The organism is Streptomyces sp. NWU339, from assembly GCF_003143855.1.
GTDB lineage: Bacteria > Actinomycetota > Actinomycetes > Streptomycetales > Streptomycetaceae > Streptomyces.
In genome coordinates, this window is the sequence record NZ_QFRK01000002.1 from 64,282 (window position 1) to 84,079 (window position 19,798).

A 19,798-nucleotide genomic window follows, 5' to 3' on the forward strand; every position below is an offset into this window, starting at 1 on the left:
CATCGTGACCGCCACCGGACCCCGCACCGCCCCCGACGTCGTGGAGGTCGTCGACGTCGTCGCGCTGGGCGAGTCCATGGTGACGTTCCTGCCCTCCCGGCCGGGCCCCCTGGCCGACGTGCCCTCCTTCGAACGGGCCATCGGCGGCGCGGAGTCCAACACCGCGTGCGTGCTCGCGGCGGCCGGGCACCCGGCGCGCTGGATCAGCGCGGTCGGCCAGGACGGCTTCGGCGACCACCTCGTCCGGACCATCGGGGAGTACGGCGTCGACGTGTCGTACGTCCGGCGCGACCCGCACCGCCCCACCGGCGTCTACTTCCGCACCGCCGGCGACCGCGCCACCGACGCCCACGAGGTCGCCTACTACCGCGCCGGCTCCGCCGCCTCCGCGATGACCCCCCGCACCGTCGACCTGGCCGCCGCCCGCGCCGCCCGCGTCCTGCACCTGTCCGGCATCACCGCCGCGCTCTCCGCCGGCTGCCTGGACCTCCTGCGGGAGCTGACCGCCCGCCGCCCCGGCCGCCCGCTCGTCTCCTTCGACGTCAACCACCGGCCGGGACTGTGGCGCGACAGCGCCGCCCACGGCCCCGAGGTACTGCTGGAACTGGCCCGCGGCGCCGACATCGTCTTCGTGGGCGAGGACGAGGCACGCGAGGCCTGGGGCCTGCGGGACGCCGCCGCCGTACGGGAGGCACTGCCGGAACCGGAGACCCTGGTCGTCAAGCAGGGCGGCCGCGGCGCGACGGCCTACGGCCCGGACGGGACCGACGCCGGCGCCGCGGTCTTCGCCCCGTCCCTCGATGTGGACGTCGTGGCCGCCGTCGGCGCGGGCGACGCCTTCGCCGCCGGGTTCCTCTCCGCCACCCTGCGCGCCCTGCCCGTACGGGACCGGCTCCGGCACGGCCACCTCGCGGCCGCCGCCGCCCTCACCACCTCCGGCGACCTCGCCGCACCCCCCGCCCGCGACCTGGCCGACCGGCTGGCCGCCCTGGACGACCCGGCGTGGGGGAGACTGCGTCTCGGCCCCGGTTGGACCGAGACCGACCCCGCGGGCGCGCACCCGGACGCGGGCCACGCGGACCGGGCCGAGGAGGAGGGACGTACCCCATGAGCCAGACCGTCGACCGTGCGCTGAGCATCCTGCCGCTGCTCGCCGAGGGCCCCGCCGACCTCGGGCAGGTCGCCGACCGCCTGGGCGTGCACAAGTCCACGGCGCTGCGGCTGCTGCGCACCCTGCACGAGCACGGACTCGTCTACCGCCAGTCCGACCAGCGCTACCGGCTCGGCGCCCGCCTCTTCGCCCTCGCCCAGGAGGCGATGGAGAACCTCGACGTCCGGGAGATCGCCCACCCCCACCTCGCCCGCCTCAACGAGCGGTGCGGCCACACCGTGCACCTCGCCGTGTACGAGGAGAACGAGGTCCTCTACATCGACAAGGTGGAGAGCCGCTACCCGGTGCGCATGTACTCGCGGATCGGCAAGCCCGTCGCGATCACCGTCGCCGCCGTGGCCAAGCTGCTCCTCGCCGACCTGCCCGAGCCCGAGCGCCGCGCCCTCGCGGAGCAGCTCGACTACCCCATGTACACGTCCCGTTCGACACCCAACCCGACCGCGTTCCTGCGGGAGTTGGAGAAGGTGCGCGAACAGGGCTGGGCCACCGACCTCGGCGGCCACGAGGAGTCCATCAACTGCGTCGCCGCGCCGATCCGCGGCGCCGACGGCCGGGTGATCGCCGCGATGTCGGTCTCCGCGCCGAACGTCGTCGTCACCGCCGACGAACTCCTCACCCTGCTCCCGCTGGTCCGCCGCACCGCGGACGCGATCAGCGGCGAGTACTCCGGCAGGACGCCCGTGCATCGATCCGACAGGGAAACCCTATGACCGACAAGATCGCGCTCACCCCGAAGACCCACACCACCCCGCCCGCGAAGTTCTCCCACGGCGTGCGGAAGGGCAACATCCTCCAGGTCGCCGGCCAGGTCGGGTTCCTCCCCGCCGAGGAGGGCAAGGCGCCCACGCCCGCCGGTCCCGCCCTGCGCGAGCAGACCCTCCAGACCCTCGCCAACGTCAAGGCGATCCTCGAAGAGGGCGGCGCGACCTGGGACGACGTGATGATGATCCGCGTCTACCTCACCGACGTGGACCACTTCGCCGAGATGAACCAGATCTACAACACCTACTTCGAGGAGCAGGGCCTCACCCAGCCGCCCGCCGCGCGCACGACCGTCTACGTCGGCCTGCCCGCGGGGCTCCTCATCGAGATCGACGCACTGGCCGTACTGGGCTGACGCGCGCTCCCTTCCTCTTCGTTTTTCCGTACCCCCCTCACACCTCGTGTGCCACGGCACGGCGTCCACCACCCCCGGGACGCCGTGCCGCGGTCCCCCATGCCCAAAAGCTTCGTGTGCTCCAGCAGAGGACCCCCGAATGTCCCAACTGTCTCGACCATCCTTTTCGCTCGCCGCTGACGCCGCGGCCGAGGCACCCCCGCACACCGAAGGGCTGCTCCTGCTGATCGACGGCACCGCCGGTCTGCTGACCGTCGCCGCCATCGGCATCGCACTGCTCCTCTTCCTGATCATCAAGGCGCGGGTGCAGCCCTTCGTCGCGCTGCTCGGCGTCTCCATAGCCGTCGGCCTGATGGCCGGCCTGTCGGTCACCGAACTCTTCGGCACGGTCCAGCGCTCGGACGCGGTGTCCACCATCGAGTCCGGGATGGGCGGCATTCTCGGCCATGTCGCGATCATCATCGGCCTCGGCACCATGCTCGGCGCGATCCTCGAGGTCAGCGGCGGCGCCGAGGTGCTGGCCTCGAGGCTGCTCGGCGTGTTCGGCGAGAAGCGGGCCCCGCTCGCCATGGGCCTGACCGGTCTGATCTTCGGTGTCCCGGTCTTCTTCGACGTCGGCATCTTCGTCCTCGCGCCGATCGTGTACGCCGCCGCCAAGCGCTCCGGCAAGTCGATCCTGCTCTACTGCCTGCCGCTGCTCGCGGGCCTGTCCGTCACCCACGCCTTCCTGCCCCCGCACCCCGGCCCGGTGGCCGCCGCCGGACTGCTCGGCGTCGACCTCGGCTGGGTCATCCTCATGGGCGTCGTCACCGGCATCCCGGCCGTCGTCGCCGCCTGGGTCTACTCCGCCTGGATCGGCAAGCGGATCTTCGTCGCCGTACCGCAGGACATGGTCGAGGCCGCCGAGGAGTCCAAGCAGGCCGTCCTCGACGAGCAGCGCGCTGGGGGCGCCCCCTGCTCGAGCGAAGCCGAGAGCTTGGGGGAAGGAGTCGAGCCGCGCGAGACGCCGGTGCCGCTCGGCACGGTCCTCGGCATCATCGGCACGCCGCTCCTGCTGATCCTCGCCGCGACCTTCTCCTCGATCGCCCTGGAGGAGTCGACGCTGCGCTCGGTCGTCGAGTTCTTCGGCCACCCGTTCGTCGCGCTCACCATCGCCCTGTTCATGGCGTACTACCTGCTCGGCATCCGGCGCGGCTGGTCCCGCAAGTCCCTGGAGACCGTCTCGACGTCCTCGCTGAAGCCGGTCGGCAACATCCTGCTGGTCGTCGGCGCCGGCGGTGTCTTCGGCGCGGTCCTCAAGGGGAGCGGGGTCGCCCAGGCGCTGTCCGACACGTTCAACGACGTCGGGCTGCCGGTGATCGTCCTGTCGTACCTGATCTCCGTGGTGCTCCGGGTCGCGCAGGGCTCGGCGACGGTGGCGATCGTCACGACGGCGGGCATCGTGGCCCCGCTGCTGTCCGAGGGGGACTACTCCCAGGCGTTCGTGGCCCTCGTCATCATGGCCATCTCGGCGGGCTCCATCTTCGCCTCGCACGTCAACGACGGCGGGTTCTGGATGGTCGCCAAGTACTTCGGCATCAGCGAGCGGGACACACTGAAGACGTGGACGGTGCTGGAGAGCGTCCTGTCGGTGGCCGGCTTCGTGGTCGCGGCGGCGCTCAGCCTGGCCGTCTGACCCGGCCCGCCGAATCCGGCCCGCGCGTCCTGTCGGATCATCGTCCGATTGGTGCGAACGGTGGGTCCCATGTAGGCGTCTGATAACGAAAACAGGGGCTGGCTGTGTCCCGCACAGGATCGTCGACCATACTCCTCCGGTGTGGAGCAGCGCATAGGTTCGAGCAGCCAGCCCCTGGAAGGCGCCGGATTCGACCCGGCCTTCATCCCCGGGCTCACCGCCCCCGCGTCCGGCCGCAAGGCGGACGTGAAGGACGAGGTGGAGCCGGAGGACTCGAAGGCGGCGTCGGAGCAGGCGGACGCGGATACGGCGGCGGAGTCCGAGGAGAGGACCTCACCGGAGAAGCCCGAGGCCGCCGGCGCCTCGGACGCCTCCGGCGAGTCCGACGCCTCCGAGGAGGAGGAGCCCGTCCCCGACGGCCCGGTCTTCGAGGCGTCCGACCGCCGCGCCAGGATCGTCGCCGACCACGGTGGCGTATGGCTCCACCTGGACGACCAGGAGTGCCATTTCCGCTGGGACGAGATCGGCGCGGTGGAGACGGAGACCGCCCGTTTCGGCAAGCGCTACACGGTCACCGTCCACACCACGGACAGGCGCTGGTACCCGCTGGAGATCGAGGCCGCGTCCCGAAGCCGCTTCGCCGAGTGGGACACGGAGCTGGACGCGGTCCTGGACGCCTACTTCGACGACGAGGCACCGGAGCCCGAGGCGCCCGAGCCCGAGGCGTCCGACACGGACTCGCCCGACGCGGACACGCCCGACACGGAAGCCGACGCGGACGCGGAAGCCGACGCGGACGCCGGGAAGTCCGAGCCGGACGCCGACGCGAAGGCCGACGTGAAGGCGAAGGAGGACAAGTCCTAGCACCGCGACGACTCCTCGCGCCGGGCGGCGGCGCCGCTAACGGCAGTACTGTGCCTCCTTGCCGATGGAGCGGTACATGCAGTCCGCGTTCTCCAGGAGTTGCAGGACGGCGTCCCGGTTCCGGGACGTCTCCCGCTCGATGACCTCGTCGGGCGGGTAGAAGCCGCCGCCCGACGAGGACCTCGGATACATCTCGAAGGTGTAGCCGAAGATCTTGTGCGTGCCCCACAGGTAGTCGTCGATCGACCCGTCCGTGATGTACAGATCGCTGGACTGCTGCGGCGTGTAGCCGTTGCTCGCGGCCATCTTCTGACCGACCGTCCGGAAGGCGGCCTGGTCGTCGGCCGTCATCCCGGTCGTGGTGTCGGAGTAGGTGTAGCCGAACGGCCACAGCACCAGCTCGCTGTACGTGTGGAAGTCGACGCCTGCCTTGATCTGCTGCACCCCGCCCACGACCCGGCTGCGCACGAAGTCGGCGACGACCTTCACCTCGGGCGCGGACTCGGGAGCCGAACCCCGGTAGGTCTCGGAGGACGTGGAGCCGGAGGAGCCGCCGCAGCAGCCCCAGCGGTAGTTCCAGTTGCGGTTCAGGTCGGTGCCGACGTACGACGAACCGGAGTTGGGCTGCCGGTTCTTGCGCCAGGAGCGGTAGGAGCCGGTGGCGATGTCGTACTCGCCGCCGTCCGGGTTGAGGTCCGGGATGATCCAGATCTCCCGGCCGTTGACCATGTTGGTGATCCGCGAGTCGCTGCCGTATCCCGCGCCGAGTTCGCGCAGCAGGTACAGCGCCATCTCGACGGTCAGGTGCTCACGCGCGTGCTGGTGGTGGGTGAACAGGACCTCGGGCTCGTTCTCGTCCACCGTCACGTTGTCGCTGATCTTGATGGCGACGATGTCCCGGCCCTGGTAGGAGCGGCCGATCACCCGCTTGCTCATGATGTTCGGGTACGCCGACAGCCGCTGGTCGATCTCCGCGTTCATCTCGGCGTAGTTGTGGTAGCGGGAGTCGGCCGAGGGGAAGTCGAACAGCCGCAGACCGTCGGCGGCGGTCGAGCGGTCGGGAGCGGCGCCCAACGGCGTGACCTCGTAACCCTGCCGGCGCAGGGTGCGGATCTGGTCAGCGCGGCCGGAGACGACCACCGTCTCCTCGTCGGCCTCGTCCACGGTGACCCCGGCCCGCTGGATCTCCGTACGGGTCACGGGAGTCGTGCGCTGATGGATCTCGTACTGGCGGATGTCGTCGGCCGAGGCCGCCGCCGGCTCCGCGCTGTCGGCGTCGGCCTGAGTGGCCGTCATCGACACGGGCGCGGCGAGGGCGAGGGCGAGGAGTGCGGCGAGCACGGCGGAGCGTCTGCCGCGTGTGCGAAGTCGCATGAAGTCTCCTTGTGGGAGGTGGGGTTGTCCATGGCGACGTGCCTGGTGCGGTGTACGGTGCCGCAATCTTGCGCGCATGACATGATCAGGTCAATACCGTCATGTCGGTCGATCATTCGACCATTCGGCCACCCGACCAGGTGCATCCGGTGAAGATCCCCGCACGCCCCCTTGTCCGACCGGCCTCCATCGGCTTTCTTGCCCTCATGGCGGACACCACGGGAAACACGGGAAACATCCAGGACACCGGGGCGCCACTTCACGGCCCCGGACCCCAGCCCCGCAAGTCCGGTTGGCGCCACATCGGCCCCGGCATCGTCGTCGCCGCGACCGGGGTGGGCGCCGGCGACCTGGTCGCCACCCTCATCGCCGGCAGCAGCTTCGGCTACACCCTCCTGTGGGCGGCGGTGATCGGCTGCCTGGTGAAGATCTCCCTCGCCGAGGCCGCGGGTCGCTGGCATCTGGCCACCGGCCGCACCCTGTTCGACGGCTGGGCGAGCCTCGGCCGTTGGACGACGTACTTCTTCGGCGTCTACGTCGTCATCTGGGGCTTCGTCTACGGCGCGGCGGCGATGTCGTCGAGCGCCCTGCCCCTGCAGGCCCTCTTCCCGGGCGTGATGGACCTCGAGTGGTGGGGCATCGCCTGCGCCCTGGTGGGCCTGGCCTTCGTCTGGTTCAACCGGTACGCGGTCTTCGAGAAGGTCATGACGGTCCTGGTGGGCGTCATGTTCGCGGTGACGGTCTACCTGGCGGTCAGGGTGGTCCCGAACCTGGGCGACGCCTTCGCCGGACTGCTCCCGGTCCTGCCCGACGCGGACGACTCGGTCCTCTACACCCTCGGCCTGATCGGCGGCGTGGGCGGCACGATCACGCTGGCCGCGTACGGCTACTGGATCAACGCCAAGGGCTGGACCGACTCCGGCTGGATGAAGGTGATGCGGCTGGACAACCGCGTCGCCTACCTCACCACCGGCATCTTCGTGATCGCGATGCTCGTCGTCGGCGCCGAACTCCTGAACTCCGCCGGTGTCGCGATCGCCGGCGGGGACAAGGGCCTGATCCAGCTGAGCGACATCCTGGAGGACAAGTACGGTGCCACGACGGCCAAGTTCTTCCTGATCGGCTTCTTCGCCACCTCGTTCACGTCACTGATCGGCGTGTGGCACGGGGTGAGCCTGATGTTCGCCGACTTCGTGGCCCGCGGCCGGAAGAAGGCGAAGCCGTCGACGGGCGAGGCCATCGCCTCCGGCGGCCCGGAGAAGTCCTGGCCGTTCCGTGCCTACCTGCTGTGGCTGACCTTCCCACCCATGATCCTGCTGTTCGAAGGCCAGCCGTTCCGCCTGATCATCATCTACGGCGTCCTCGGCGCCGCCTTCATGCCCTTCCTCGCCCTCACCCTGGTCTGGCTCCTCAACTCCGCCCGCACTCCCCGCGAATGGCGCAACGGCCCCCTCAGCAACACCATGCTCGCCATCGCGGGCCTCCTCTTCCTGGTCCTGTGCGTCAAACAGGTCTGGGACCAGCCCTGGTCGGAGTTCTTCTAGCGGTCAGGTCAGATCGTCCCACCGCGGGCTGAGGGCGATCGCCCGGAGTTCCTCCATGCTCAGCGCGGGGGCGTCGCGCGTGGCGTCCTCGTGCTGAGCACCGGTGTTGAAGGCGCTGATCACCACACGCCTGCCGTCGGCCCGCATGGTGTCGACGGTCCACATGACGACCCCGGCGGCGCCCTTCTCACCCGGCCCCTGCCGGGTCGCCACCAGGGTTCCGTCGTCCAGCGTCTCGGCGGATCCGTAGAGCTGGTCGGCGACATCGAGCATGTCGTGCTGGACGTTGATCTGGACGAAGCTCTTCCCCTTGCCGTCGTCGAGGACGAGATAGGCGTACTCCGAATCCTGGCCGCCCTTCGACACCACCTCGACACGGTCGGGGACGAGTTCGGCGAGCGTCTCCCGGATCACCGGGCCGTCGGCACGCGGCGGCGGTGCGCTTGATTCCGCGGACGGCTTCCCGGCCCTCTCCGGAAGGGCGTCGACGACGGACCGCCACTGCGGAGCCGTGGCGAGTTCCTTGAGCTGCGAGGCGGACAGCGGGGGCGTGGGCCGGCTGATGGGCGCGTCCTTCTCGGCGGCCGAGTTCCACTCGCTCACGCTGATCTGCTGCCCCTGGGGCGTGACGAGCACGGCGTTCCACCACTTGGTGTCCACGCGCCGGTCCGGATACTCGTACCCCTTGAACAGCATGAGCTTCGACCCGTCCGCCAGGGTGCTGGTGGCACAACTGTCGTACGGGGTGAACACCTTGTCCGGGCACCGGGTGGCCTGGCGGGCCTGGGAGGTCCCTGGCTCGACGCGGCCGAGACTGACGGAGACGACGGCGGGTCCCTTGCCGTCGTCGTACACGACCTGGGCGAACGGCTCGAAGGCCGCGTCGGTCCCGCGCCCCTGCTCCCCGCTGAACTCCCCGTCGGGAAGGAGTCCCTTCAGCGTGCGGATGAGTTCCTCACCGGAGACGGGTGCCGGAGTGCCCTGGGCGGCGGCGGTGACCTCGGCTCCCGAGGCTGCCGACGCCCGCCCGCTCTCCCCGCCCCCGCCGGGCACGAGCAGCGCCCCGCCCACTCCCACGAGCGCGATCCCGGCCGCACCTCCGAGGACGGCGGCCCGCCGCCGCACCCGCATCCGCCTTCCGCGAGCCTGCCCCCCGTCGGTGAGGGCGCCCCGGTCGGCCTCGAAGGCGTTGCCGGTGTCGTGCAGAGCGGAGGAGAGCCGCTCCTCGAAGGGGTCGCTGTGCTGGTCGACGGACATGACGAACCACCGCTTCCGTGAGGTGAGCTGAGGTGAACTGAGGTGAACGGAGGTGAACTGAGGTGAACACGGAGGAATGAGGAGGGGGACGGCCTGCGGCCGGTCAGGACCGGGCGTACTCACCGAGTTCCTCGCCGAGCAGTTCCCGCAGCCGGGCCAGGGCGCGCACGCTGCGCGTCCGCACCGCCGCCGGGCTGGCGTTCATCGTGTCGGCGGTTTCCTGGACCGAGCGGTCCTCCCAATACCGCAGGACGATCACCGCGCGGTCCTTCGCGGGCAGCCGGGCGAGGGCGTCGAGCAGGGTGAGCCGCAGGGACGGGTCGTCGGTGGCGGCGCCCGGCAGATCCGGGAACTCGGCGGTCGAGTGCTCGGTACTGCTGCGCCGCCGCCGGTGGGCCAGGAACGCGCGGGTGAGAACGGTCTGCGCGTACCCGGCGGGGTTGTCCGCACGGGCCACCCGCCCCCAGCGGACGTACACCCGCCCCAGGGTCTCCTGGACCAGATCCTCGGCCAGGTGCGTGTCACCGGCGGTGAGCAGGCACGCGGACCGGTACAAATGCCCGGCCCGCGCCGCCGCGAACTCCCTGTATCCGTCCATGCGTCCGCCCTGCCCCATCAGTACGCCCCTCCCGCGCCCCGCCACTCTCACTTCTCTGATGCGGTGGCCCGGGGAAATGTTTCACCCGAACGTCACAGCAGGTGGGGCGGTGCAGGGCAGGTTGCCGAAAAGCGTGAGCACTTGGCGGCCAACTGTCACGTAAGCGCCCAAATGAGCGGCATTCGGACAGCGGCAGCCGAAGTGCTCACGCTTTCGGAAGGGTGTGCAGTGCTCCCGGAACAATGCGGGCGGAGCGGCGCCCGCAAGGCGGGGCGGTGGGAGGGGGTTCGGTTACGGCAGGGCGTGGACGTGGGAGCCGACCGCGTTGGACCAGGCGTTGCCCGCGCCGCAGGGCGTTCCGGCTGTCGGTGAGGTGGTCGTCCTCGGCTCCGGCCATGGCGATGTAGCCGGAACCGAGGGCGATCGGTTCCGAGGCGGAAGCAGCCGGCTTCCTCACCGCAGTCGGCCGACCGGGCCTCCCGACGCCATGGCCCGTGAGTCGGGGAAGCCGGTCAGGGGGACGGCGCGGACGGTCCCAGCGGTGCCGCGCCGACGGTCATGCGGGCCATGGTGCGGTAGCGGGCGGCCAGTTCGGAGGGGGAGAGCCTGCCGTCCACGCGGTACCACTGGGACACCGCAGTGCACATCGTGACGATCGCCCGGCTGACCTCGCGGGGGTACGGTGTCGTGAACGTCCCCCGCGCCACGCCCTCCTCGATGGCCGCGTCCATCAGGCGCTGCTGCCGGTCGCGGGCCTGGAGGTAAGTGGTGCGGTCGTCGTCGAGCAGGCTGCGGATCTCGCTCGCCGCGATGAACGCCAGGTCCCGCCGGTGCGCGTGGAACAGCACCAGGCACTCCACCAGCAGGTCCAGCCGCCTCCCGACGTCCGGTCCGGCCTCCTCCAGTGCCGCTGTGCTGCGCTCCCACAGCTCCGCCATCGCCCGGGTGACGATGCCGACCAGCAGGGCGTGTTTCGACGGGTAGTGGTGGTACACCCCCGGCACCGACAGGCCGGCCCGCGCCGCCACCTCCCGGATCGTGGTGCCGTGGTACCCCTGCTCCACGAAACAGGCCAGGGCGGCCCCCAGGACGGGCGGAAGGCCGTCACTGGTGTAGAGCCTCCAGTCCGCCGTGGTTCCGGCCCCGTCGTCTCCGGTCGCGGCAGCTCCGCCGGTGGTCAGTGCGTCGGCTTCGGTCATGCTCTCCTCGCCGCGTGTGCTCGTGCCGGTACGTAAGTATGCACAGGCGCTGCGCCCGTTCTGCCGGGCGACCGCCGCCGGGAGCCCTCCACCGCGCACCCCCTTGACACGCTGACGCGCCCCGTAGATCCTCACCTGCAATACCGAGCGAGCGCTCGGTCGGTACGTTGTCCAGCATACCCCGGGCTGTTCGGAGCCGGTGGAGGGAGCGGGAGATGTCGATGCCCGAGGCGCGTCCGTGGCGGGAGCTGTACCCGGCCGCGGTGCCGGCGGAAATGACGGTCGGCCACGACTCCCTGACGGCCGCGTGGCGGGCCCGGGTGGCGCGCGACCCCGACGCCGTCGCCCTGCGCTACTTCGACGGCGCGCTGACGGCCCGGGAGGCGGACGCCGCCTCCGACGCACTGGCCGCAGCCTTCGCGGCCCGCGGCACCCGGCGCGGTGACCGGGTCGGCATCTACCTGCAGAACGTCCCGCAGTACGCCCTGGTGCTGCTGGCCCTGTGGAAACTGGGCGCCACCGCGCTCCTCCTCAACCCGATGTACCGCCGAGGCGAGCTGCGCCGCCTGATCGACGACGCCGGGGCCGTCGGCATCGTCTGCGCGGACACCGACGTCGAGGAGACCCGCGGGACCCTCGCCGGCAGCTCGGTGCGCTGGACGATCAGTACGTCGGCGCTGGACTTCCAGACCCGCGACGACCCGCGCGCCTTCCCCTCGACCGAGCGTCCCGCTCCCGCCCCCGACGGCGATCTCGCCGCCCTCCTCCGCGAGTTCGCGGGCCGCAGTCCCGAGCCGGTGGATCTCACCCGCGACGACGTGGCCCTGCTGACCTACACCTCCGGCACCACCGGCCCGCCCAAGGGCGCCATGAACACCCACGGCAACGTCCTCAACGTGGCGCTCACCAACGCCGCCTGGGCCGATCTGGGCGACGGCGACGCGGTGTACGCGCTGGCCCCGCTCTTCCACATCACGGGGGCGGTGGTGAACGCGGTCGTCTCGCTGATCACCCCCACCACCCTGGTCCTCACCGGCCGCTTCCGCCCCGACGTGGCACTGGACGCGTTCGTCGAGCACCGGGTCACCCACACGGTCGGCTCGATCACCGCGTACAACGCGCTGTCCACGGTGGAGCACGCCGGGCCGGAGCACTTCGCCACCGCCAAGCACCTCTTCTCCGGCGGCGCCCCCATCCCGCCCGCCACGGTCGACCGGTTCCGGGAACGATTCGGCGTCTACATCCACAACATCTACGGCATGACGGAGACCACCTCCGCCGTCATCGCCGTGCCGCCCGGCACCACCGCGCCCGTGCACGAGGCCGGCGGCACCCTCTCCATCGGCGTCCCGCTGCCCAACCTCACCGCCCGGGTCGTCGACCTCGACGGCAATCCGCTGCCCCCCGGCGAACAGGGGGAGCTCGAACTGAGCGGCCCCCAGGTGATCCCCGGCTACTGGCGGCAGCCCGCCGCCACCGAACAGACCATGCCGGGCGGCCGGTTGCGCACCGGCGACGGCGCGATCATCGACGAGCGGGGGTGGATCTATCTCGTCGACCGGCTCAAGGACCAGATCAACGCCTCCGGTTACAAGGTCTGGCCGCGTGAGGTCGAGGACGCCCTCTACGAGCACCCGGCGGTGCACGAGGCCGCCGTGGTCGGGCAGCCGGACGACTACCGCGGCGAGACCGTCGTCGCCTACGTCTCGCTCACCGCCGGTGCCACGGCCAGCCCGGAAGAGCTGATCTCCTTCACCCGCGAACGGCTGGCCGCGTACAAACGCCCCACCGAGCTGCACATCCGTGCCGAGCTCCCCAAGACCCAGAGCGGCAAGATCCGCCGCACCGAACTGCGCGGGGCGGCGGACCGTGACCGCCCTGACACCACGACGAAAGGCTGACCGGTGCAGCACCACCACGCCGACCAGAACCAGGCCACGCGGGCAACGGGCCGCCTCGCCGGACGCACCGCCGTCGTGACCGGAGCCAGCCGCGGTATCGGCCTGGCCATCGCCGAACGCCTGGTGGCCGAGGGCGCGCGGGTGTGCATCACCGCCCGCAAGCCCGAACCGCTGCGCGAGGCCGCCCGGACGCTGCCCGCCGCCAGTGTGCTCACCGTGGCGGGCAAGGCGGACGACCCCGAGCACCGCGCCGAGGTCCTCGACACCGTGGCGCGGGAGTTCGGCGGCCTCGACATCCTGGTCAACAACGCCGGCATCAACCCCGCCTACGGCCCGGTCACCGAGATCGGCCTCGACGTCGCCCGCAAGGTGCTGGAGGTCAACGTGCTCGCCACGCTGGCCTGGGTGCAGGCCGCTCTCGCCCACCCGCAGCTGCGCTTCGTCGAGCGCCGCGGCACCGTCGTCAACCTCTCCTCCGTCACCGGTGACACGCCTGCCCCCGGCATCGGCCTGTACAGCGTCAGCAAGGCCGCCGTCTCGCACCTCACCCGTGCCCTGGCCGCCGAACTCGGCCCGGACGTCCGTGTCAACGCCGTCGCCCCGGCCGTCGTCAAGACCCGCTTCGCCGAGGCGCTCTACCAGGACAGGGAGGACGAGGTCGCCGCCGGCTACCCGATGCGGCGGCTCGGCGCACCCGCCGACGTGGCCTCCGCCGTCGCCTACCTCGTCTCCGACGACGCCTCCTGGGTCACCGGCCATGTCCTCACCGTCGACGGCGGCCTCGCGGTCGCCGGCGGCACCGCCTGACCTCGCGGCACCCGATCAGCGAAAGGATCCGAGCATGCCCACCAGCCACCTGCCGTCCGCGGTGGAGGAGCTGCGCGAGCGCACCCGCCGTTTCATCCGTGAGACCGTCGTCGACGCCGAGCCCGTCCCCGGCGAACGCCTGGAGAAGGCCACACGCGACCGGCTGCAGGCCGCGGCCAAGGAGGCCGGGGTCTTCGCCCCGCACATGCCGGCCGAGTACGGGGGCCAGGGCCTGTCCGTCGAGCACTGGTCACCGGTCCTGCAGGAGGCGGGCTACTCGCCCATCGGCCCCAGTGTGCTCAACTGCATGGCCCCCGACGAGGGCAACATGCACATGCTCCACCTCATCGCCACCGAGGAGCAGAAGAAGCGCTACCTGGTCCCGCTCGCCGCAGGCGAGATCCGCTCCTGCTTCGGCATGACCGAGCCGCACCCCGGCGCGGGCTCCGATCCGGCGGCGCTGCGCACCACCGCCGTACGGGCGGAGGGCGGCTGGGTGATCAACGGGCACAAGCGGTTCATCAGCGGGGCCGTCGGCGCGGGCTTCTGCATCGTGATGGCCCGCACCCCCGAGACCGGGGACGCACCCGAGGGCGCCACCATGTTCCTGGTCGACATGGACAACCCCGGCATCCGGGTCGGCGCCCCCGTCCACACCGTCGACCGCTACATCGACGGCGGCCATCCGCACGTCCACCTGGAGGACTGCCTCGTGCCCGACGACGCCGTCCTCGGCTCGGTCGGCCAGGGCTTCCGGTACGCGCAGGTGCGGCTCGGACCGGCACGGCTCACTCACTGCATGCGATGGCTCGGGCTGGCCCGGCGCTCCCTCGACATCGCCCTCGACCGGGCCGAACGGCGGGAGCTGTTCGGTGCTCCGATGAACTCGCTCGGCCTGGCGCAGAACCTCATCGCCGAGTCCGTCATCGACATCGAGACCTCCGACGCGATCATCACCAAGACGGCCGAGCTGCTGGCGAGCGACCCCAGAGCCGGCTCCGCGCTGTCCTCGGTCGCCAAGGTGCACTGCTCGGAGGCGATCTCCCGGGTCATCGACCGGGCGGTGCAGCTGTGCGGCGGCGACGGCGTCTCCGACGGGCTGCCGCTGGCCCAGTACCTCAACGAGGTCCGCCCGTTCCGCATCTACGACGGCTCCACCGAGACCCACAAGTGGGCGATCGCCCGCCGCACCGCCAAGCGGCGCCGCGCCGAAGTGGAGGCCGGCGAACGCCACCAGGGCACCGCCACCGTCCGGGGCGGGGAAGCCTGATGCACACCACCCCCGACGGCATCGAGGTCGTCGCCGATCGGGAGACCGCCGACCGGCTGACCGTCCCGCCCCTGCTCGTCGTCGACGAGATCACCGACTTCCTCGACAAGCACGGCATCGGCAGCGGCCCCCTCGCCTGGGGACGCATCGGCGACGGTCACTCCAACGTCACCTATCTGCTCCGGCGCGGCGACGCCTCCGTCGTCCTGCGCCGCGGGCCGCGCCCGCCGCTGCCCAGGTCCACCCACGACATGGTCCGCGAGGCCCGGATCCAGCAGGCCGTGGGCGGCCACGGAGTGCCGGTGCCGGAGATCCTCGCCATCTGCGAGGACGACTCGGTGCTCGGAGTGCCCTTCTACCTGATGGGGCATCTCGACGGCACCGTCATCACCGACGCCGTCCCCGCCCACCTCGACACACCGGAACGGCGCCGGGCCACCGGCCTGGCGGTCGTCGACGCCCTCGTCGGCCTGCACCGCGTCGACGTCACCCGGGGCGAACTCGCCTCCTTCGGACGGCCCGAGGGCTATCTGGCCCGGCAGGTGGAGCGCTTCGCGGGCCTGTGGGAGGTCAACACCACCCGCAGCCTGCCGGCGGTGGCCCGGCTCGCCGACTGGCTCGCCGGCAACCTGCCCGTCAGCCAGGCCGCCACGGTGGTGCACGGCGACTACCGCATGGGCAACCTGATGTTCGCGCCCGAAGGCCCGCCCCGGCTGCTGGCCGTCCTCGACTGGGAGATGGCCACCCTCGGCGATCCCCTGGCCGACCTCGGCTACCTCACGGCCACGTATGCCGAGCCGGGACAACCCGTCACCCCGCTCGAACTCACCCCCGTCACAGGCGAGGAGGGGTATCCGACGCGCGCCGAGCTGGTCCGGCGCTACCACGCGGGCATGGACCACCTCGATCTCACCGCCCTCCCCTGGTACCAGACGCTCGCGCTGTGGAAGGCGGCGATCTTCTGCGAGGCCATCCACACCCGGTGGCTGCGCGGGGAGCGCCCGCACGACCGCACCTTCGGACCGTCGCTGGAGACAGGGGTGCCCCTCCTGCTGGAGGCGGCCGCCGCCCACGCCGCCCGCTGACCGTGCCCCCTCACCACGCATCGCCGTGACGCACTGCCCTCGCCCCTGCCCGCCCCAGAGCAAAGGAGCTCTCGTGAGCGACGTACAGACACATCGTGGTGCGCCGGACGGAGCCGGAGCCCAGACCGGGCTCTCGCTGCGCGCCAAGCGCAAGTCCCTCATCGCCAGCACGGTCGGCAACGTCCTCGAGTGGTACGAGTGGAGCGCGTACGCCGTCTTCACTCCGTTCATCGCCACGGCCATGTTCAACTCCCAGGACTCGGTGTCCGCGCTGTTGTCCACCCTCGCGGTCTTCGCGGTCGGCTTCCTCATGCGGCCCCTGGGCGGCATCGTCTTCGGCCGGGTCGCCGACCGGCGCGGGCGCAAGTTCGTGCTGGTCACCACCATGCTGATGATGGCCGGCGGCAGCCTCGTCATCGGCTTCCTCCCCTCGTACGCCTCCATCGGCGCCTGGGCCTCGCTGATCCTGCTGCTGGCCCGGGTGGTGCAGGGATTCGCGCACGGCGGCGAGTCCGCCACCGCCAACACCTACGTGGCGGAGATCGCGCCCAGCCACCGGCGCGGCATGTGGGGCAGCATCGTCTTCGTCGCCATCTTCGGTGGCTCCGTCGTCGCCTACACCGTGGGCGGCGTGGTCACCTCCACCCTGACGGAGAGCGCCGTAGCCGACTGGGGCTGGCGCATCCCGTTCTTCCTCGGCGCGTTCCTCGCGCTGGCGGCGCTGTACCTGCGTCGCAGCATGGACGAGAGCGACGTGTTCGAGAACCAGCAGTCCGGCCCGGAGGACGCCGGCCGGCAGGTCTCCCGCAAGCAGGTGACCCGGTCGGTGCTGCTGGTCATCCTGATGACGTCCGGCATCACCTCGGCCCACTACACCTGGACCTCGTACGTCTCCACCTACGCCATCACCCAGCACGGCATGGACCCCGGCGTCGCCTACTGGTGCTCCGTCGCGGCCCAGTGCATCGCGCTGGCGACGCTGCCGTTGTGGGGACACGTCTCCGACCGGGTCGGCCGCCGACCGATGCTGATCGGCTTCGTGGTGCTGATGACGGCGCTGCACATGCCGCTCACCGGGATGATCGGCTCGGCGGGCTGGACGCTCTTCGTCGCCGCCACGGTGGCGCTCGTCATCGTGGCCATCCCCGGCGCGCTGCTGTCGGCCACCATGTCGGAGACCTTCCCGACCAAGGTGCGCACCCAGGGCATCGGTTTCGCCTACTCCATCTCCGTCGCCCTCTTCGGCGGTACCGCCCCCTACCTCAACCAGCTCTTCATCGACCTGAAGATGGCGCAGCTGTCCGAGTTCTACATCATGGTGCTGTGTCTCTGCACCGGTGTCGCCGTCTACCTGATGAAGGAGACCAAGGGCATCGAGCTGAAGAACGCCTGAGGCGCGCCCCCGGAGGTCCGGTCTCGGCACCCGGAGAACCGAGCGTGCCGAGACCGGACCACTCCCTCTTACGGGTTACGGCAGGGCGTGGACGTGGGGGCCGACCGCGTTGGACCAGGCGTTGCCGGCGGTGGCGTCCCAGTTGGTGGACCAGGTCATGGCGCCGCGCAGGCCCGGGTAGGTCCTGGAGGGCTTGAAGGAGCCGCAGTTGGTGCCGCGCGTCAGGCAGTCCAGGGCGTTGTTCACCACGGCCGGGGAGACGTAGCCGCTGCCCGCGCCGCGGGTGGAGGCCGGGAGGCCGAGGCCCACCTGGGACGGGTCGAGGCCGCCCTCCAGCTGGATGCAGGCCAGCGCGGTCAGGAAGTCCACCGAGCCCTGGCTGTAGACCTTGCCGTCGCAGCCCAGCATCGAACCGCTGTTGTAGTACTGCATGTTGACGACTGTGAGGATGTCCTTCACGTTCAGCGCGGTCTGGAAGTAGGAGTTGGACGTGGACTGCATGTCGATGGTCTGCGGAGCCATCGTCAGGATCATGCCCGGGCCCGCCTTCGCGGACAGCGACCGCAGCGCCTGCGTCATGTAGGTCGCGTTGAGACCGTTCTCCAGGTCGATGTCGACGCCGTCGAAGCCGTACTCCTGCATCACGGCGTACACGGAGTTCGCGAAGTTCGTCGCGGAGGTGGGGTTGTTCACCGACACGGTGCCCAGTTCGCCGCCCACCGAGATGACGACCTTCTTGCCGGCCGCCTGCTTGGCCCGCACGTCCGCCTTGAACCGGTCGACGGTGTAGCCGTTCAGGCCGGCCGTGTCCAGGTTGAAGGTGACCGCTCCCGGCGTGCCCGTCGCGTCGGCGAAGGCGACCGCGATGATGTCGTACTGCGCCGGGACGTCCGAGATGCGCTGCACCGCCGCGCCGTTGTTGAAGTTCTGCCAGTAGCCGGTCACCGCGTGCTTGGGCAGACCACCGCCTCCGCCACCGTTCTCCCTCGTCCGGGCCGTCACCGCCGTCGACTTCGTCGACTCGCCCGCCGCGTTGGTGGCGGCCACCTGGAAGGAGTACGACGTCGAGGCCGCGAGGCCGGTCACCGTCGCCGACGTGCCCGACACCGCCGTCACCTTCGTACCGTCGCGGTAGACGGTGTAACCGGTCGCGCCCGACACCGCGTTCCACGCCAGCGACACCGACGAGGACGTCGTACCGGAGACGCTGAGGCCGCCCGGCGTGGCCGGGACCGTGGGCTGCGGGTCACCGCCACCGCCCCCGTCGGGGCCGAAGACCGACAGGTCGTCCGCGTAGTAGGCCTGCTGCCCGTACCAGCCGTGGGTGTAGACGGTCACCGAGGTGGTCGCGGAGCCGGTCCGGAAGCTCGTCGTCAGATGCTTCCAGCTGCTGGAGTCCGGGGTCCAGGTCGAGACGTCCGTCGTGCCGGTGCCGGTCACGCCCAGGTAGGCGTAGCCGCCCTGCACCCAGGAGCTCAGGGAGTACGTGGAGTCGGGCCGCACCGCGACGGTCTGCGTGCAGCGGGCGTTGTCCTGTCCGGACGGTGTGGCCTTGAGCGCGGCCGTGCCGCCGTGCACGGGGGACGAGACGGTCGTCCCGCTGTTCGCCGAGCAGGTCCAGTTACTCAGGCCCGCCTCGAAGCCGGCGTTCCTGACGTTGTTGACGTCCGCCGCGACCGCCTGGCCCGCGCCTGCGAGGGGGAGGGTGAGAGCCAGGGCGGAGACGAGGGCGCCCGCCCACAGACGTCTGCGCCTGGGTCCTGGCGTGCTGGGTGCGCGATCCACTGGGGCCTCCGGTGGGGGAGAAGGAGAGGAGGGAACGATGGTGGCCACCGCTGGGGATACAAAATGGTCCAGACCAATAGGCTTGTCAATGGGTCCGGACCATTCATCGGCCCCTCAGGCCGGCCACCTGCCGTGCTTCCCCGCTGCCCTGTGTCGCTTGCGCGTCAATCCCGTGCCTTCCACAAGCGGTCCAGCAGCACCCCCAGCACACAACCCGCCAGCAGCACGCCCGTCGACAACCAGAACGCGAGCGTCCCGACCCCCGCCCGGTCCCAGTGCAGTGACAGGGTGAGCACCTGGGCCGCGACCGGCACCGCGCAGGCCGCCGCCGCGTGCCGCGGCGGCACCTCCCGCCACGGCTCCGGATGCACCGACGCCGCCGCCCATGTCGCCAGCACCACGCACACCAGGTTCGGCAGATGCACCAGCCCCAGCGCCGCCCCGAACGACCCGACGCCCTCCGGGCCCAGCAGGTGGTCGTACACCAGTGTCCCCTGCACCGCCGCCGTGACGACCAGGACGATCACGCCCGCCGCCCACGACCGTACGAGCGCGAGGGCGGGCGAGCCGGCCCGCGTCGGGGTGTCGTAGCGGGTCATCAGGAACCTCTCCGTATCTCGAAGTACAGGACCACCGCGAAACCCACGGTCGCCATACCGCATCCCACGACGACGGCGGGCGGTCCCAGCACCGGCGACCGCGTGCCCCGGTCCGCCGCCGTCGCGGATCCCTCCGGATCCTGTGGGTCGTACGTCACG

The 19,798-nt window shown here is 71.1% G+C and carries 18 protein-coding genes; 11 read left to right on the top strand and 7 right to left on the bottom strand.

The features are described from left to right. Positions 1–4 precede the first annotated feature (4 nt). The 5 genes from DIZ27_RS03235 (at position 5) to DIZ27_RS03255 (ending at position 4,827) form a co-directional block, all read left to right on the top strand. Positions 5–1,111, top strand: coding sequence for a sugar kinase (locus DIZ27_RS03235; protein ID WP_109376733.1), 1,107 nt, complete (start codon positions 5–7; stop codon positions 1,109–1,111). Beyond that, positions 1,108–1,881: an IclR family transcriptional regulator gene (locus tag DIZ27_RS03240; protein ID WP_109376734.1), complete on the top strand. Its 774-nt coding sequence runs from the start codon at positions 1,108–1,110 to the stop codon at positions 1,879–1,881. Before DIZ27_RS03235 ends, DIZ27_RS03240 begins: the two co-directional genes overlap by 4 nt. Next, positions 1,878–2,288 carry a RidA family protein gene (locus DIZ27_RS03245; RefSeq protein WP_109376735.1) on the top strand — a complete coding sequence of 137 codons (411 nt, stop codon included), beginning with the start codon at positions 1,878–1,880 and terminating at the stop codon, positions 2,286–2,288. The genes DIZ27_RS03240 and DIZ27_RS03245 overlap by 4 nt, the downstream gene beginning before the upstream one ends. 139 nt (positions 2,289–2,427) lie before the next feature. After that, positions 2,428–3,963, top strand: a complete 1,536-nt coding sequence (locus tag DIZ27_RS03250; RefSeq protein WP_109376736.1) for a GntP family permease — start codon at positions 2,428–2,430, stop codon at positions 3,961–3,963. 141 nt (positions 3,964–4,104) lie between these two features. Next, entirely contained in the window at positions 4,105–4,827 is a 723-nt protein-coding gene (locus DIZ27_RS03255) for a hypothetical protein (protein ID WP_109376737.1), read from the top strand. Between the two features lie 36 nt (positions 4,828–4,863). Here DIZ27_RS03255 and DIZ27_RS03260 read toward each other — a convergent pair whose 3' ends face one another. After that, a complete protein-coding gene (locus tag DIZ27_RS03260) occupies positions 4,864–6,201 on the bottom strand; it encodes a M14 family metallopeptidase (RefSeq protein ID WP_109376738.1) in 1,338 nt (445 codons plus the stop codon). Positions 6,202–6,407: 206 nt separating this feature from the next. On the opposite strand from DIZ27_RS03260, the gene DIZ27_RS03265 reads away from it, so the two are divergent. Next, positions 6,408–7,745 (top strand): Nramp family divalent metal transporter, encoded by a 1,338-nt coding sequence (locus DIZ27_RS03265; RefSeq protein ID WP_109377005.1) that lies wholly within the window; start codon positions 6,408–6,410, stop codon positions 7,743–7,745. A gap of 3 nt (positions 7,746–7,748) precedes the next feature. Here the strand turns inward: DIZ27_RS03265 and DIZ27_RS03270 are convergent, their stop codons facing one another. The 3 genes from DIZ27_RS03270 to DIZ27_RS03285 form a co-directional block, all read right to left on the bottom strand. Beyond that, positions 7,749–9,002, bottom strand: a complete 1,254-nt coding sequence (locus tag DIZ27_RS03270) for a hypothetical protein (RefSeq protein ID WP_109376739.1) — start codon at positions 9,000–9,002, stop codon at positions 7,749–7,751. 103 nt (positions 9,003–9,105) lie between these two features. After that, positions 9,106–9,618: a SigE family RNA polymerase sigma factor gene (locus DIZ27_RS03275; RefSeq protein ID WP_109376740.1), complete on the bottom strand. Its 513-nt coding sequence runs from the start codon at positions 9,616–9,618 to the stop codon at positions 9,106–9,108. Between the two features lie 494 nt (positions 9,619–10,112). Beyond that, on the bottom strand, positions 10,113–10,799 hold the full coding sequence (locus tag DIZ27_RS03285) for a TetR/AcrR family transcriptional regulator (RefSeq protein WP_109376742.1): 687 nt from the start codon (positions 10,797–10,799) through the stop codon (positions 10,113–10,115). Positions 10,800–11,014: 215 nt separating this feature from the next. Here DIZ27_RS03285 and DIZ27_RS03290 point away from each other — a divergent pair, with 215 nt between their 5' ends. From DIZ27_RS03290 to DIZ27_RS03310, 5 genes are all read left to right on the top strand, one after another. After that, positions 11,015–12,700 carry a class I adenylate-forming enzyme family protein gene (locus DIZ27_RS03290; RefSeq protein ID WP_109376743.1) on the top strand — a complete coding sequence of 562 codons (1,686 nt, stop codon included), beginning with the start codon at positions 11,015–11,017 and terminating at the stop codon, positions 12,698–12,700. Between the two features lie 3 nt (positions 12,701–12,703). Next, complete coding sequence (locus tag DIZ27_RS03295) at positions 12,704–13,507, top strand: SDR family oxidoreductase (protein ID WP_109376744.1); 804 nt, start codon at positions 12,704–12,706, stop codon at positions 13,505–13,507. A gap of 34 nt (positions 13,508–13,541) precedes the next feature. Then, complete coding sequence (locus DIZ27_RS03300; RefSeq protein WP_109376745.1) at positions 13,542–14,777, top strand: acyl-CoA dehydrogenase family protein; 1,236 nt, start codon at positions 13,542–13,544, stop codon at positions 14,775–14,777. Then, positions 14,777–15,862: a phosphotransferase family protein gene (locus DIZ27_RS03305; RefSeq protein WP_258308213.1), complete on the top strand. Its 1,086-nt coding sequence runs from the start codon at positions 14,777–14,779 to the stop codon at positions 15,860–15,862. Before DIZ27_RS03300 ends, DIZ27_RS03305 begins: the two co-directional genes overlap by 1 nt. A 73-nt stretch (positions 15,863–15,935) precedes the next feature. After that, a complete protein-coding gene (locus DIZ27_RS03310) occupies positions 15,936–17,255 on the top strand; it encodes an MFS transporter (RefSeq protein ID WP_219933582.1) in 1,320 nt (439 codons plus the stop codon). 75 nt (positions 17,256–17,330) lie between these two features. Here DIZ27_RS03310 and DIZ27_RS03315 read toward each other — a convergent pair whose 3' ends face one another. From DIZ27_RS03315 to DIZ27_RS46775, 3 genes are all read right to left on the bottom strand, one after another. After that, positions 17,331–19,040, bottom strand: coding sequence for a chitinase (locus tag DIZ27_RS03315; RefSeq protein ID WP_109376746.1), 1,710 nt, complete (start codon positions 19,038–19,040; stop codon positions 17,331–17,333). A 164-nt stretch (positions 19,041–19,204) separates the two neighbouring features. Beyond that, the gene (locus DIZ27_RS03320; RefSeq protein WP_109376747.1) at positions 19,205–19,639 is read right to left on the bottom strand and encodes a hypothetical protein; all 435 of its coding nucleotides are present in this window, start codon (positions 19,637–19,639) and stop codon (positions 19,205–19,207) included. Next, positions 19,639–19,797 (bottom strand): hypothetical protein, encoded by a 159-nt coding sequence (locus DIZ27_RS46775; protein WP_258308214.1) that lies wholly within the window; start codon positions 19,795–19,797, stop codon positions 19,639–19,641. The genes DIZ27_RS03320 and DIZ27_RS46775 overlap by 1 nt, the downstream gene beginning before the upstream one ends. Position 19,798 lies beyond the last annotated feature (1 nt).